Here is a 15,315-nt window from a genome sequence, read left to right as displayed (position 1 = left end):
TCATGATTAAAAAGCTATTAATTGCAAACAGAGGAGAAATCGCAGTTAGAATTATCCGCGCTTGTAAAGAGCTTGGAATTGAAACTGTTGCGGTATTTTCTGAAGCGGATCGTGATGCGCTGCATGTACAAATGGCTGATGAAGCATATTGCATCGGACCGACTGCTTCTAAAGATAGTTATTTAAATGTCACAAATATTGTCAGCGTAGCAAAATTAACAGGAACAGATGCCATCCATCCAGGATACGGCTTTTTAGCAGAAAATGCAGACTTTGCAGAGCTTTGCGAGGAATGTAATGTGATCTTTGTTGGACCAACTGCGTCAGCGATTTCCAAAATGGGAACGAAAGATGTCGCGCGAGAAACAATGAAGAATGCAGGCGTTCCGATCGTCCCTGGTTCTCAAGGAATTGTAAAAGATCTTGATGATGCTGTTTCAACAGCAGCTAGTATTGGGTATCCTGTGATTATTAAAGCAACTGCAGGCGGAGGCGGTAAAGGAATCCGCGTGGCTCGTACAGAAGAAGAGCTTATTAACGGAGTCACCATCACGCAGCAGGAAGCGGCGCAAAACTTTGGGAACCCTGGTGTCTATTTAGAAAAGTTCATTGAAGACTTTAGACATGTGGAAATTCAAGTGCTTGCAGATCAGCATGGCAACACGATTCATTTAGGAGAGCGTGATTGCTCGATCCAAAGAAGAATGCAAAAGCTTCTTGAAGAAACGCCATCACCAGCACTAAATGCAGACATCCGTGAGCAAATGGGTGAAGCAGCCGTAAAAGCAGCAGAAGCTGTTGAATATACAGGTGCTGGAACAGTCGAATTCATTTATGATTATAATGAAGAGAAGTTCTACTTCATGGAAATGAATACTCGTATTCAAGTAGAGCATCCTGTGACAGAAATGGTCACAGGTGTAGACTTGATCAAAGAACAGATCAAGGTTGCATCAGGTGAGAAGCTTTCACTTACACAAGAGGATGTCGTATATGAAGGCTGGGCGATCGAATGCCGCATCAATGCAGAGAACCCAGAGAAAAACTTCATGCCTTCAGCTGGTGAAATTAAAATGTATCTTCCGCCAGGCGGTTTAGGTGTACGAGTTGATTCTGCCGCTTATCCGGGCTATGTGATTCCGCCATATTATGACAGCATGATTGCCAAAGTGATCACATATGGTAAGACAAGAGAAGAAGCGATTGCAAAAATGAAACGTGCGCTTCAAGAATTCGTCATTGAAGGAGTCTACACAACGATTCCATTCCACCTTAGATTGCTCGAGCATGAAACATTTGTGAGCGGTAACTTTAATACGAAGTTTTTAGAAACATACCAAATCATGAAATAATCACAGCTTTCGGAGGTGAATGATCGTGTCAGAAAACAATTTGCTTGAAATGAACCTTGATGAAGATCAATTGGGAAAAGTGCAAATTGCACCAGAAGTGATTGAAGTCATTGCTGGGATCGCCGCTTCAGAAGTCGAAGGCATTGCCGAAATGCGCGGCAATTTCGCTGCTGATGTAGCAGAACGCTTTGGTAAGAAAAATCACCGTAAAGGTGTAAAAGTTGATGTCTCTGATGAAGGCATCACAATCGATGTGTATTGTGTGGTTGAATTTGGCCTATCCATTCCAAAGGTATCCACTGCTGTACAAGAAAATATCCGTCAAACCCTTTTGAACATGACTGCCTTAACAATTAATGAAATTAACATTCATGTCGTTGGCATTCAATTTGATACAAAAGCACCTGAGGCTGAAGTAGATCAAGAAATGTAAAAAAGGGTTCAAGTAAAACCAAGGAGGCATTGCCTCTTTGGTTTTTTAAAGCCCATTTTTGAGTAATTTCCGAATATTGATAACGTCACACGTTGATTGATTCGTTTTTCGTCACAGCTCGCATGGATCTTGGTGCGACCACGGTCAAAATATGTTATGATCTCTGTATGGCTTAACGACAAGCGGATAAAGTGGTTAAAGGAGTAAATAATGAAAAGAAGAACTGCAAGAGAAAAGGCGCTACAAACATTATTTCAAATTGATGTGAGCAATATTGATCCGAAAGAGGCCATTACACATGCGCTGGATGAACAAGAATCAGATCCTTTTTTCGAGGAACTGGTTTTCGGTGTGCTTGAACAAAAGGACAAGCTTGATGACATGATCTCACAGCATCTAGTGAATTGGAAACTCGACCGTATTGCAAACGTAGACAGAGCCATTTTAAGGCTGTCTGTGTACGAGATGGTGTATCAAGAAGACATCCCAGTTAGTGTCTCAATGAATGAAGCGATTGAACTCGCCAAATTATTCGGCGATGATAAAGCACCGAAATTTGTAAATGGTGTACTTTCGAACATTAAAAACGACCTAAAGCAGCAATAGGAGGATTCGACATGACAGCAACAATCATCGATGGGAAAGAAACAGCAAAAGAAAAACGTGAACAATTAGCAAAAGAAGTAGAAGAGCTAAAACAAAAAGGAGTCACACCTGGTCTTGCCGTTATTCTAATCGGTGATGATCCGGCCTCACTTTCTTACGTACGCGGGAAGAAAAAAGCAGCAGAAGCAATGGGCATGCACTTTCAGCTTGATCATTTAGATGCTTCTTTAACAGAAGAAGAATTGCTTCAACTGATTGATCAGTACAATGCGAACGATCAATTCCACGGGATTCTTGTTCAACTTCCACTGCCAAAACATATTTCTGAAAAAGCCGTCATTGAACGTATTTCACCTGAGAAAGATGTAGATGGTTTCCATCCATTAAATATCGGGAAAATGCTGCTTGGAGAAGATACATTCCTACCTTGTACACCAGCAGGCATTGTTGAATTACTGAACAAAACGGGTGTCAGTCTTTCTGGAAAAGAAGTGGTTGTTGTAGGGCGCAGCAATATTGTCGGCAAACCAGTTGGACAATTGCTGTTAAATGAAAATGCAACGGTTACTTACTGCCATTCAAGAACGGCGAATATTTCAGAACATACGTTAAAAGCGGACATTTTAGTTGTTGCCGTCGGTCGAGCAAACTTTATTAAAGCTGACCAAATCAAAGAAGGCGCAATTGTCATCGATGTAGGAGTCAATCGTTTAGATACTGGGAAGCTTGTTGGGGATGTTGATTTTGAAGAAGCGAAAGAAAAAGCTTCTTATATCACACCAGTCCCTGGCGGAGTCGGTCCAATGACGATTACCATGCTTGCACACAATACGGTTAAATCAGCAAAACGTACATTAGCATAAGCTTTATCCATTCATCCACCTGCATGCTGCCGGTGGATGAATGTGCGTTTTTGAAGAGGAGGAATACGTCATGAGTGAAAAAGCCTTTGTGACGGTCACAGCCCTTACAAAATACATAAAAAGAAAATTTGATGTTGATCCGCATTTAGAAGATATTTGGATCAAAGGTGAGTTATCCAATGTGAAGATTCATTCAAGAGGTCATGTGTACTTCACCTTAAAAGACGAAAACGCACGCATGCAAGCTGTCATGTTTCAGCGTTCCGCAGCAAAGCTGCCTTTTTCACCAAAGAGCGGAATGAAAGTATTTGTACGCGGCGGGATTCAAGTCTATGAACCAAGCGGCAACTATCAATTATATGCAAAAGAAATGCAGCCTGATGGTGTTGGTGCTCTTCATCTCGCTTATGAAGAGCTGAAGAAAAAGCTGGCAAGTGAAGGCTTATTTGATGCGCGCTATAAAAAATCAATTCCTGAATATCCAGAGGTTGTTGGTGTCATTACATCACCAACAGGAGCGGCTGTTCGAGATGTCATCACAACGATTAACCGGCGCTATCAGCAGGCGAAAATCATTGTGCTTCCGGCGCTTGTTCAAGGTGAAAATGCCATTCGTTCAATCGTAGAGCGGATCAAGGAAGCAAATGAAAAACAGCTCTGTGATGTCTTGATTGTCGGAAGAGGAGGCGGTTCGATCGAAGAACTTTGGGCCTTTAATGAAGAAGCTGTCGCAAGAGCGATCTTCGCATCAGACATTCCAATCATTTCTGCAGTAGGGCACGAAACGGACTTTACGATCAGTGATTTCACTGCAGACATGAGAGCACCCACACCAACAGGAGCAGCCGAGCTCGCTGTTCCAAGCACAGCCGATTTAATAGAACGAATCAAATCCATCGATATTCGGCTTACAAGGGCCGTAAAGAATCGAACTTCACAAGCGAAAGACCGTCTTGTGGCGCTGCAATCCTCTTATGCCTTCCGTTTTCCAAAACGTTTGCAGGAGCAAAAAGAGCAGCAATTCGATTTGGTATTTGACCGTTTTCAAAAACAGCTGACGAGACAAATTGAACAAAAACGCAGTCAACTAGACCGCCAGACATACAGGCTGAAGCCGCTTCATCCAAAAGAGCAGCTGCTTCAGGCGAAAAAACGCCACGCCAATGAAACAGAACAGCTCATCCGCAGCATGAATGTGCAAATGAAAACAATTCATTCGCAGTTCCAATCTGTTCTTGGTAAACTAAATGCATTAAATCCACTTCAAGTGATGGAAAGAGGCTATAGTTTAGCTTATAAAGACGATGAACTGATTAAAAGTGTAAACCAAGTCGATACGAAAGATCAGCTGGCTATCACCATGAAGGATGGACGTCTGATTTGTGAGGTTATTGAGAAGGAGGGGCAATCATCATGACAGAATCAAATAAACAAAAAGAAGAACAAATGACATTTGAAGAAGCGATGAAAGGTCTTGAGGAGATCGTTGGAAAGCTCGAAGAAGGAGATGTACCACTTGAGCAAGCCATTCATTATTTTCAAGAAGGCATGACACTTTCAAAGCTTTGTCATGAAAAATTACAGCACGTTGAAAAGCAGATGGATTTCATTTTAAAAGAGGACGGTGAGCTGGCTCCTTTCTCGGTGAAGGAGGCAGATGCTGGTGACAAGTAATTTGCAGGATTTTTTAACAACACGAAAACAGGCCATTGAAGAGTATTTATTTACATATGTTCAGGAATTGATGATTCCAGAAGAACTAAAATCTTCGATGCTTTACTCTCTTGAAGCTGGAGGGAAAAGACTTCGCCCTGTTCTCGTTCTTGCTTTATTACATGCCTACGGAAAAAACGAAGAAGATGGCATACCGGTTGGCTGTGCTGTAGAAATGATTCATACGTATTCATTGATACATGACGACCTGCCTTGCATGGACGATGATGACCTTCGCAGAGGAAAGCCGACCAACCATAAAGTATACGGGGAAGCAACCGCGGTTCTCGCTGGTGATGCACTTTTAACGGAAAGCTTCCGCCTGATTACATCGCAGCTATCTAGCAGCGTCTCTCCTGACCAAAAGCTCAGAATCGTAGATGAGCTTGTGCGGTCAGCAGGTGCACTAGGAATGGTAGGCGGTCAATTTGATGACATGGAAGCAGAGCAAAAACAAGTCCCGCTTGCTGAACTAGAATCCATTCATGCCCGGAAAACAGGAAAGCTTCTCACATTCAGCGTCACAGCAGGTGCAATGCTGGCAGGAGCATCAGATGACGATATCGAAAAACTAAGAGAGTTCAGCTATCATATTGGCATTGCTTTTCAAATCCGTGATGACATTTTAGACCTCGAAGGTAGCGAAGAAAAAATAGGAAAACGGGTCGGCTCTGATACAGCGAATGAAAAGTCGACATATCCTTCTTTATTAACGCTTTCAGGAGCAAAAGAAAAGCTGCACGAGCACATCACACGTGCAAAAGAAATTGTCTCAAATCTTGAATTAGAGCAGCAATTGCTGCATGAGTTATGTGATCTGATCGCCTCAAGAGATCATTAAAAACAGCCTAGATTTGAGGGTCTTCGAGCAATTGTGGTAAACTGTAAACAGTTTAACATGATGAGACAACTCTTATTCCCGCTTGGTTTTCATAGGAATAAGGCATTATATATGTAGATAGAAATTTTGTTGAAAGCGAGTTGATCCTGATTGGATCTTTTATCAATAAAAAATCCAACGTTTCTAAAAGGAATGTCAAATGCAGAATTAGAGGAGCTTAGTGCTGACATTCGCATGTTTTTAATTGAGTCCTTGGCTAACTCTGGCGGGCATATCGGTCCGAACCTGGGTGTCGTTGAACTCACGGTTGCCCTTCATAAAGTATTTGACAGCCCGAAAGACAAATTCCTTTGGGATGTTGGACATCAGTCTTATGTTCACAAGCTGTTAACTGGAAGAGGGGCGGAGTTTGATACACTTCGTCAATATAAAGGACTTTGCGGTTTTCCTAAACGAAATGAAAGTGAGCATGATGTTTGGGAAACAGGCCACAGCTCAACCTCATTATCTGGCGCGATGGGGATGGCGGCGGCGCGGGATATTAAAGGGACAGATGAATATATCCTGCCGATTATCGGAGACGGTGCATTAACCGGAGGTATGGCGCTTGAAGCTCTGAATCATATCGGTGATGAAAAGAAAGATATGATCGTCATCTTAAACGATAATGAAATGAGTATTGCACCAAACGTCGGTGCAATTCACACCATGCTTGGCAGACTGCGCACAGCAGGCAAGTACCAATGGGTAAAGGACGAGCTCGAGTATTTATTTAAGCGGATCCCAGCTGTAGGCGGAAAGCTTGCTGCCACAGCAGAGCGTATTAAAGACAGCCTCAAGTATTTACTAGTGTCTGGCATGTTTTTTGAGGAAATGGGATTCACTTACTTAGGTCCTGTTGATGGACATTCTTATGAAGATCTTTTTGAAAATCTTGAATATGCAAAGAAAACAAAAGGTCCTGTCCTGCTGCATGTCATCACGAAAAAAGGAAAAGGCTATCAGCCGGCAGAATCCGATAAAATTGGGACATGGCACGGCACAGGTCCATACAAAATTGATACAGGTGATTTTGTAAAACCAGCAGCAGCTGCACCGTCATGGAGTGGTCTTGTCAGTGAAACAGTCAGAAAGCTGGCGCGGAAAGATGAGCGAATTGTGGCCATCACGCCTGCGATGCCTGTTGGCTCAAAACTTGAAGGCTTTGCAAAGGAATTTCCTGAGCGAATGTTTGATGTAGGGATCGCTGAGCAGCATGCAGCCACAATGGCAGCTGGGCTTGCGACGCAGGATATGAAGCCATTTTTAGCGATTTATTCAACGTTCCTGCAAAGAGCTTATGATCAAGTGCTGCATGATATTTGCCGCCAAAACCTTAATGTTTTTATCGGAATTGACCGTGCGGGTCTTGTCGGTGCTGATGGAGAAACGCATCAAGGTGTGTTTGATATTGCCTTCATGCGTCATATGCCGAATATGGTGCTCATGATGCCGAAGGATGAAAATGAAGGCCAGCACATGGTCAATACAGCCATTCAGTATGATGACGGTCCTATTGCCATGCGTTTCCCGCGCGGAAATGGGCTTGGTGTGAAAATGGATGAACAGCTCAAAACCATTCCGATTGGATCTTGGGAGGTTCTTCGCCCAGGGAAGGATGCCGTCATCTTAACATTCGGTACGACGATTAAAATGGCGCTGCAAGCAGCTGAGGAACTTCAAAAAGAAGGGAAATCAATTCGTGTCGTCAACGCTCGGTTTATTAAGCCGCTTGATGAAGCGATGATAAACGACATTCTTTCTGAAGGGATTCCGATTTTAACGATTGAAGAAGCCGTGCTCCAAGGCGGGTTTGGCAGCAGCGTATTAGAATATCTACACGACAAGAAAGCATCACATATCAAAGTAGAACGCATGGGTATCCCAGATCAATTTATTGAGCATGGAAGTGTTGATGCCCTGCTTGAAGAAATTGGACTGACGAAAGCACATGTTGCTGAGACTTTACGTGACCTGCTTCCAGCAGCACCAAGAAAAGGAATTGGATCATGACATCAAAGAAAGAACGACTTGACGTTTTATTAGTCGAACAAGGACTAATGGAAACAAGAGAGAAAGCAAAGCGTGCCATCATGGCAGGGATCGTTTACTCAAATGAAAACCGTTTGGATAAACCAGGAGAGAAAATTGCTCGTGATACACCGCTCACAGTGAAAGGGAATCCTCTCAAATACGTAAGCCGCGGCGGGTTAAAGCTCGAAAAAGCGCTCAAAGAATTTGACCTGACAGTTAAAGGGAAATTGCTGATTGATATTGGCTCATCCACAGGCGGATTTACAGATTGTGCTCTTCAAAATGGAGCAGTCAAATCATATGCTGTAGACGTTGGCTACAATCAGCTTGCGTGGAAATTAAGGCAGGATGACAGGGTCATCGTCATGGAGCGCACCAATTTCCGCCATTCCGTCCCAGCTGATTTTACTGAAGGGTTGCCAGAAGTGGCATCGATTGATGTATCTTTTATCTCACTCAAACTCATTCTGCCGGCTTTAAAGCATATTCTTGTGCCGGGTGGTGACTGTATTGCGCTCGTCAAGCCTCAATTTGAAGCAGGCAGAGAGCTTGTTGGGAAAAAAGGCATCGTGCGTGAGCCCTCTGTCCACCTTGGTGTACTAGAAGAGATGAATCAATTTGCTGCAAAAGAAGGTTATGATGTAAAGGATGTATCATTTTCGCCTATCACTGGTGGAGATGGAAATATTGAATTTCTGCTTCATTTAGTGCTTCATCCTGATCAAGAAGAAAATGCGGCACTTCCTGCTTCACAACTTGAGAAGGTCGTGAAGGAAGCCCATTCTGTATTGAAAGAAAAGAAAAACAGCCCTGAGCCGGCTGACACATGAAATCATTGAAACAAAAGGAATAATAGCTCGCTATTATTCCTTTTTACATGGTCAAAAGACAAGAATTGGCCGTATCTCACGTAATGCTTGTTTTTTGAACTGTGCATCATATAACATAGAACGTAAAGACAAACTGAGAATAAAACGCCTAGGGGGGTCAAATATGAATAAAGGTCAAAGGCATATTAAAATTAGAGAAATCATTGCGAGCCAAGAAATCGAAACACAAGATGAATTGGTCGATATTTTGAAAGCCGATGGATATAACATCACACAAGCGACCGTTTCTAGAGATATTAAAGAATTACATTTAGTGAAAGTTCCGACGAACAATGGAACATATAAATACAGTCTTCCTGCGGATCAGCGGTTTAATCCGCTGTCAAAGCTGAAGCGGTCCCTAATGGATGCATTTATTAAAATGGATGCTGCCAGTCATTTAATTGTTCTTAAAACAATGCCGGGTAATGCTCAGGCGATTGGTGCTTTAATGGATAATTTAGATTGGGAAGAAATTATGGGAACGATTTGCGGGGATGATACCATTTTAATCATTTGCCGCACCCCAGATGATACAGAGACAGTTTCGAGCAAAATTTTAGAGCTTCTATAAAGAATCAGGTTTACTAAAAGAGGTGTCAAATGAGTGTTAGCAGAACTAACCATTAAAAACTTTGCAATCATTGAAGAGTTAACGGTTTCATTTGAAAAAGGACTAACGGTTCTAACGGGGGAAACAGGTGCCGGAAAATCCATCATGATTGACGCTGTCTCACTTCTCGTGGGAGGAAGAGGTTCCTCTGAATTTGTCCGCTACGGTGAAAAAAAAGCAGAGCTGGAAGGGCTTTTTCTTGTACCAGCCGATCATCCTGTATTTGCTCTATGCGAAGAGCAGGGAATTGACGCATCAGATGAAATGATGATCCTCCGCCGTGATATTAACAACAGCGGGAAAAGCATTTGCCGGATTAATGGAAAGCTTGTCACCATCTCACTTTTACGGGAAGTAGGACGGCTTTTGCTTGATATACATGGACAGCACGATAACCAGCTGCTCATGGAAGATGAAAATCATCTGCATTTGCTCGATCAATTTGGAGCAGAAGAAATTGCACCGGCTCTCTTGCAGTATCAAGAAGCATATGATCAATATATGAAGACGGCTCAAAAGCTCAGGCAGCTGTCTGAGAATGAGCAGGAAATGGTGCACCGCTTAGATTTACTGCAATTTCAGCTAGAGGAGATTGAGGCGGCACAATTAGAGCTGGGGGAAGATGAGAGGCTTCAGGAAGAGCGACATCAAATCAGCAACTACGAAAAAATCTATTCTTCACTCCAAAACGCGTACAACGCTTTGCGTAATGAGCAAGGAGGACTAGATTGGGTTGGTATGTCCTCAAGCGAGCTTGAGCAGGTGTCTGAAATCAACGATGATTTGAAAAAGTTATCTGAACAAGTGTCGAACTCCTACTACTTATTAGAGGATTCAACTTTCCAAATGCGAAGCATGCTGGATCAATTAGAATTTGATCCGGCTCGTCTTGATTTTATTGAGTCCAGGCTGAATGAAATGAAGCAGTTAAAACGAAAATACGGCACAACCGTTGAGGAAATTTTGGAGTATGCGGCGAAGATTGAAGAAGAAATAGATCAAATCCAAAATCGAGACAGCCATCTGCAGACGCTCAAAAATAAATTAGATGCGATGAGCCGTGATGCTCTGCTGGAAGCACTTAACGTTTCGGAGCTGCGTAAAAAATGGGCCAAAAAGCTAGCAAAGCAAATTCAAACAGAGCTCAAGGATTTGTATATGGAGAAGTCATCATTTGACACAGCTTTTTCTGTTCGATATGCGCCATTTGGCAGCACTGATTGTCCGCTATTAGACGGAAAACCTGTCCAGCTCAGGAAAAATGGAATCGACCAAGCACAATTTGTCATTTCTACAAATACAGGCGAACCGATGAAATCTTTATCGAAAGTAGCCTCAGGTGGAGAAATTTCACGTGTCATGCTCGCTGTGAAGAGTATTTTCTCAGCTAAACAAGACGTCACATCCATTATTTTCGATGAAGTTGATACAGGTGTCAGCGGCAGAGTGGCACAAGCCATTGCTGAGAAAATTTACAAAGTTGCGTCTGGATCACAAGTGCTCTGTATTACACACCTGCCTCAAGTAGCCGCAATGGCTGACACGCATCTCTTCATTTCTAAACGCTCGAAAGCGGGCAGAACACTGACGAGTGTCAAACCATTAAGTCATGAAGAAAAAGTGAGTGAAATTGGCCGGATGATTGCCGGTGTGGAAGTGACTGAGCTGACAAAACAGCACGCAAAAGAACTATTGCACCAAGCAAATGATGTCAAAACAACAGGGTAGCTGAATCATCAGCTGCCTTTTTTTATGTTGTGTAAAAGCCGGCGTATATACCCATAAAATCGTCTTTTTCTTTTATCAATTTATCCAATCATTTTCTAAAGCTGCCGGTTATAAATCCTCTCGAAGAAGGCAAAAGTAAAGATGTAGCCAAAACATGAGTGTTCTGGTGTGGGTAAGGAGCGAGGAGAGTGAAAAATGAATGCCCGAAAAGATGAGAAAAGCCATTGGTGTGATTCTCCTTGTTTCTTTAATAAGTACAGGGTTTATGAGCATAGTGAAGGAGTACATCAGCATTCCAACAAATGTTGCTGTATTTGAAAAACAAAAGCACTCAATTGACACATCGATTGAAGCGTCAGCCAATGCTTCTTCACCAGCCTTTAGCCTTTCAGAGAAAAAGAATCAGCTGGATATTACAGGACAAAAGGCGGGAAAAGCCGAAATTGTTTATGATTTTAAAGGATTTCCTATTAAGAAAACAAAAGTTGACGTTCTCCCTGAATTAAAAGTCATTCCTGGAGGACAATCCATTGGCGTCAAGCTCCACTCTGTAGGAGTTCTCGTTGTAGGTTTTCATCAAATCACAACAGCAGACGGCAAAAAATCACCAGGTGAAGCCGCAGGCATTCAATCAGGGGATATGATCATTGAAATCAATGGTCAAAAAATGGAGAAAATGAATGACCTCACCCCATTTATTCAGAAAGCAGGGAAAACGGGTGAAACGCTTCGTTTGCTCATAAAGAGAGATCATAAAACCTTTCAAACAACATTAACACCCGCAAAAGATGCTAGTGAAGGCATCTATCGAATTGGTCTTTACATTCGTGATTCTGCAGCAGGAATCGGCACGATGACCTTTTTTGAACCTTCATCTAAAAAATATGGTGCCCTTGGGCATGTGATTTCTGACATGGATACAAAAAAACCAATTGTTGTCGACAATGGTGAAATTGTTAGATCAACCGTGACATCGATTGAAAAAGGCACAGGAGGCAATCCTGGAGAAAAATTGGCGAGATTCTCTTCCGAAAGAAAAACAATAGGAGATATCTCCCGCAACAGCCCTTTTGGTATCTTTGGTACGTTAACCGAAAAGCTTGAAAATCATGTAGCAGATAAACCACTTCCAGTCGCTTTATCTAATGAAGTAAAAGAAGGCCCAGCAGAAATTTTAACCGTTGTGGATCATGATAAAGTGGAGAAGTTTAATATTAAAATTGTCAGCACAACACCGCAGAAATTCCCAGCAACTAAAGGAATGGTATTAAAGGTAACAGATGAGCGGCTCTTAAGCAAAACGGGCGGAATCGTCCAAGGAATGAGCGGAAGCCCCATCATCCAAAATGGCAAAGTCATTGGAGCTGTCACACACGTATTCGTCAATGATCCGACTAGCGGGTACGGCGTACACATTGAATGGATGCTGTCAGAAGCAGGAATCGACCTTTATCAAAAAAACAAAAAAGCAAGCTGATCATCAAACTGCCGCGAATTTTCCGGCAGTTTTTTTCTACCCTTTCTTTCTCTTCCATCATGTTATAAAATAAGGAAAAAGAGATTTTTCGACAAAATGGAAAAAAGCTTGTTGTCAAATTGCAATAATCGTCGATTCGTTAAGAAAAACGTAGAAAAAGCTAGATAATGCTCTATTATTCGGAAAATTAAAGTTTTTTAAAGGGGATAGCATGGTTTTGTCGAATTGAACACTCAGAAGAGAAATGCAAAAGACTAAAGGAATCGACATTGGGGAGGAAAGAACGTGGAGAAAATTAAAGTGTGTGTAGCTGATGACAATCGAGAGCTTGTTGGCCTTTTGACAGAGTACATTGAGGGACAGGAAGATATGGAAGTACTTGGCGTGGCGTATAATGGTCAGGAATGCCTGACATTATTTAAAGATAAAGAGCCCGACGTTCTCCTCTTAGACATTATTATGCCTCATTTAGACGGTCTTGCTGTACTAGAACGCCTCCGTGAAAACAATGAAATGACAAAACAGCCAAGTGTGATTATGCTAACGGCATTTGGACAAGAAGATGTCACGAAAAAAGCAGTTGATTTGGGCGCATCCTATTTCATTTTAAAGCCATTTGATATGGAAAACCTAGTAGGTCATATTCGTCAAGTCAGTGGAAACGGCACACAAGTTACCCATCGCTCTTCATCAATCCAAAACAGTGTTCTTCGTAACAAACCTGAACCGAAACGTAAAAACTTAGATGCGAGCATTACGACCATTATTCATGAGATTGGCGTGCCCGCTCATATTAAAGGCTATTTATACTTAAGAGAAGCGATTTCTATGGTGTACAATGACATTGAGCTTCTCGGAAGCATTACTAAAGTGTTGTACCCAGACATTGCAAAGAAATTTAACACGACTGCCAGCAGGGTAGAACGAGCGATTCGTCATGCCATTGAAGTCGCTTGGAGCAGAGGAAACATTGATTCCATTTCCTCACTCTTTGGTTATACTGTCAGCATGTCAAAAGCGAAACCAACCAATTCAGAATTTATTGCCATGGTAGCTGATCGTTTGCGATTAGAGCATAGAGCAAGCTAGTATCTTTTTCATGAAAAAACGTTTCTTCATTGAGACGTTTTTTTATTTTGAAAGATGTTGTCAAAAATTGGTTAGGTTGATAAAATCATCTTAATATTTAAATTGGACAAACGGGCTGCTTTATTTTCAGAATAAAATGAAAAATAAAGCATGAAAAAAATAAAAAAGACATAAAGTAGTGGTAATCAGCTGCGCCAATTGATCATGAAGTCTTCAAAATAGAAGAAGAAAACGCTCATTCGTAAGAAAAAGGATGAGAGGAAAAGGTCTCATGGATTTGGTAATTAAAGCAAACGAGATCGAAAGTTCTATTTCTATTGACCTGATTGGTTGGCGTTTTAAAGTCACTGGCTTCTTAGAGATTGTGCCATTTGAACTGAATATTCCCATTGTCGAATTTAATAATTTTCACATTCTTTTACTATGCTATAATAATGAAAAGAAGAGGGTGAGGTTATGGGAAAGCTGAAAATCCACTCTGCTGAGGTAGCGAACGAAATTAGCAAGTGGACGAGGGTCATTTCTCAGAATGACTTAGAAAAATCTGCTGTCTATAAAGAGAAAATTCAGAATTTGCTAAAAAATACAGATGAAGACCGTGAAGTTCTCCTTTATTATCAGCTTGTTGACGGCAGACATGAAATGTTACTTGGAAATATTGAAAAAGCCAATCAAATTATGAAAAGTGTCGGAACGCTCGATGAGAAGGCAGATGACATTATTAATTTTTATTTTTACTTTTACAAAGGCCAATATGCTGCATATGTGAAAAAGTATGATGAAGCCATTAGCTTTTACAAAATTGCAGAACAGCGGCTAAAACGTGTGAATGAAGACCTGGAAGTAGGAACTTTTCACCATAAGGTTGCTTCGATCTATTACGAACTGAAACAAAATTTCATATCCATTAATCATATTAAAAAAGCCATCGATACGTTCAAAGCGCATGAAGAATACACAGCGCAGGCGATTGACAGCTTAATTTTACATGCAAGTAATTGTATTGATTTGTTCCAATTCGATGAAGCAGAGAAAAAGTATAAAGAAGCACTTGAGAAAAGTAAGCGCATTAACAATGAAGTGCTCATTGGGAAATGCTATCACAATTTAGCGGTTCTTTATTATGCAAAGCATGATTATGAAAAAAGCGCACATTATGCCAAAAAAGGGATGGGCATTCAAATTCACCGTGACAATAGCCATTATTACATCCAATCTTTATATGTTCTGGCCAATGCCTTGGTTCATTTAGGAGATCAAGAGGCGAGGGAATATATTAAAGAGGGTATTTTGTATAGTTGTGATATCCAAAATAATGAATATATAGTAAAATTTGAAATTTTGGATTTGATGTGCGAGAATAGTGGGGCAGCAGACGTATTCTCAGAAAAATTAGACTACATAGAAAAAAATAGATTATATGTGGAGCTTGAGGATTTGTCTGAACAAATATCGAAATACTTCAAGGAACGAAATGATTATCAAAATGCCATTCGTTTTCTTGAAAAGAAATTCGATGCACAAATACTTCAAAAGAAAGTGGAGGTTATCTTATGAAAAAGTTGTTGTTAGGTGTAACCGTTGTTACAGCAGTCGCAGTTGTTTCTTCCCTTTTTGCTCTTGACGCAGAGACGACAGAGCAAGCCATCAGAGCGATT

At 41.4% G+C, this 15,315-nt stretch carries 15 protein-coding genes; all 15 read left to right on the top strand.

The genetic code is table 11. The annotated features are described in order from the left end of the window. The first annotated feature begins 2 nt into the window (after positions 1 to 2). The 15 genes from accC (at position 3) to NST65_RS10945 (ending at position 15,214) form a co-directional block, all read left to right on the top strand. A complete protein-coding gene (gene accC / locus NST65_RS11015; protein ID WP_024422945.1) occupies positions 3 to 1,352 on the top strand; it encodes an acetyl-CoA carboxylase biotin carboxylase subunit in 1,350 nt (449 codons plus the stop codon). A gap of 25 nt (positions 1,353 to 1,377) precedes the next feature. Next, positions 1,378 to 1,785: an Asp23/Gls24 family envelope stress response protein gene (locus tag NST65_RS11010; protein ID WP_034280262.1), complete on the top strand. Its 408-nt coding sequence runs from the start codon at positions 1,378 to 1,380 to the stop codon at positions 1,783 to 1,785. A 210-nt stretch (positions 1,786 to 1,995) separates the two neighbouring features. Beyond that, a complete protein-coding gene (gene nusB, locus NST65_RS11005) occupies positions 1,996 to 2,391 on the top strand; it encodes a transcription antitermination factor NusB (RefSeq protein WP_012010530.1) in 396 nt (131 codons plus the stop codon). 11 nt (positions 2,392 to 2,402) lie between these two features. Next, positions 2,403 to 3,254 (top strand): bifunctional methylenetetrahydrofolate dehydrogenase/methenyltetrahydrofolate cyclohydrolase FolD, encoded by an 852-nt coding sequence (gene folD, locus NST65_RS11000; RefSeq protein ID WP_024422943.1) that lies wholly within the window; start codon positions 2,403 to 2,405, stop codon positions 3,252 to 3,254. A gap of 70 nt (positions 3,255 to 3,324) precedes the next feature. Continuing rightward, on the top strand, positions 3,325 to 4,671 hold the full coding sequence (xseA, locus tag NST65_RS10995) for an exodeoxyribonuclease VII large subunit (RefSeq protein WP_065214641.1): 1,347 nt from the start codon (positions 3,325 to 3,327) through the stop codon (positions 4,669 to 4,671). Further along, positions 4,668 to 4,928, top strand: coding sequence for an exodeoxyribonuclease VII small subunit (locus NST65_RS10990; RefSeq protein WP_003215880.1), 261 nt, complete (start codon positions 4,668 to 4,670; stop codon positions 4,926 to 4,928). Before xseA ends, NST65_RS10990 begins: the two co-directional genes overlap by 4 nt. Next, on the top strand, positions 4,918 to 5,808 hold the full coding sequence (locus NST65_RS10985) for a polyprenyl synthetase family protein (RefSeq protein WP_065214642.1): 891 nt from the start codon (positions 4,918 to 4,920) through the stop codon (positions 5,806 to 5,808). Before NST65_RS10990 ends, NST65_RS10985 begins: the two co-directional genes overlap by 11 nt. A 150-nt stretch (positions 5,809 to 5,958) precedes the next feature. Next, the gene (gene dxs / locus NST65_RS10980; protein ID WP_041117945.1) at positions 5,959 to 7,860 is read left to right on the top strand and encodes a 1-deoxy-D-xylulose-5-phosphate synthase; all 1,902 of its coding nucleotides are present in this window, start codon (positions 5,959 to 5,961) and stop codon (positions 7,858 to 7,860) included. Further along, positions 7,857 to 8,711 (top strand): TlyA family RNA methyltransferase, encoded by an 855-nt coding sequence (locus NST65_RS10975; RefSeq protein ID WP_041117943.1) that lies wholly within the window; start codon positions 7,857 to 7,859, stop codon positions 8,709 to 8,711. The genes dxs and NST65_RS10975 overlap by 4 nt, the downstream gene beginning before the upstream one ends. A gap of 163 nt (positions 8,712 to 8,874) precedes the next feature. Then, a complete protein-coding gene (gene argR, locus NST65_RS10970) occupies positions 8,875 to 9,324 on the top strand; it encodes a transcriptional regulator ArgR (protein ID WP_024422938.1) in 450 nt (149 codons plus the stop codon). Between the two features lie 33 nt (positions 9,325 to 9,357). Next, a complete protein-coding gene (recN, locus tag NST65_RS10965) occupies positions 9,358 to 11,091 on the top strand; it encodes a DNA repair protein RecN (RefSeq protein WP_111926471.1) in 1,734 nt (577 codons plus the stop codon). A gap of 199 nt (positions 11,092 to 11,290) precedes the next feature. Continuing rightward, positions 11,291 to 12,568 (top strand): SpoIVB peptidase, encoded by a 1,278-nt coding sequence (gene spoIVB, locus NST65_RS10960; protein WP_034280268.1) that lies wholly within the window; start codon positions 11,291 to 11,293, stop codon positions 12,566 to 12,568. Positions 12,569 to 12,853: 285 nt separating this feature from the next. Further along, positions 12,854 to 13,657 carry a sporulation transcription factor Spo0A gene (gene spo0A, locus NST65_RS10955; RefSeq protein ID WP_024422935.1) on the top strand — a complete coding sequence of 268 codons (804 nt, stop codon included), beginning with the start codon at positions 12,854 to 12,856 and terminating at the stop codon, positions 13,655 to 13,657. A gap of 271 nt (positions 13,658 to 13,928) precedes the next feature. Next, positions 13,929 to 14,126, top strand: coding sequence for a hypothetical protein (locus NST65_RS10950; RefSeq protein ID WP_024422934.1), 198 nt, complete (start codon positions 13,929 to 13,931; stop codon positions 14,124 to 14,126). Then, positions 14,114 to 15,214, top strand: coding sequence for a Rap family tetratricopeptide repeat protein (locus NST65_RS10945; RefSeq protein WP_024422933.1), 1,101 nt, complete (start codon positions 14,114 to 14,116; stop codon positions 15,212 to 15,214). Before NST65_RS10950 ends, NST65_RS10945 begins: the two co-directional genes overlap by 13 nt. The last annotated feature ends 101 nt before the right edge of the window (positions 15,215 to 15,315 follow it).

It is taken from the genome of Bacillus sp. FSL P4-0248 (assembly GCF_038593305.1).
GTDB classification, from domain to species: Bacteria; Bacillota; Bacilli; order Bacillales; family Bacillaceae; genus Bacillus; species Bacillus safensis.
The sequence above is the reverse complement of the archived record's forward strand: the minus strand, read 5'-3'. Positions and strand labels throughout refer to the sequence as shown.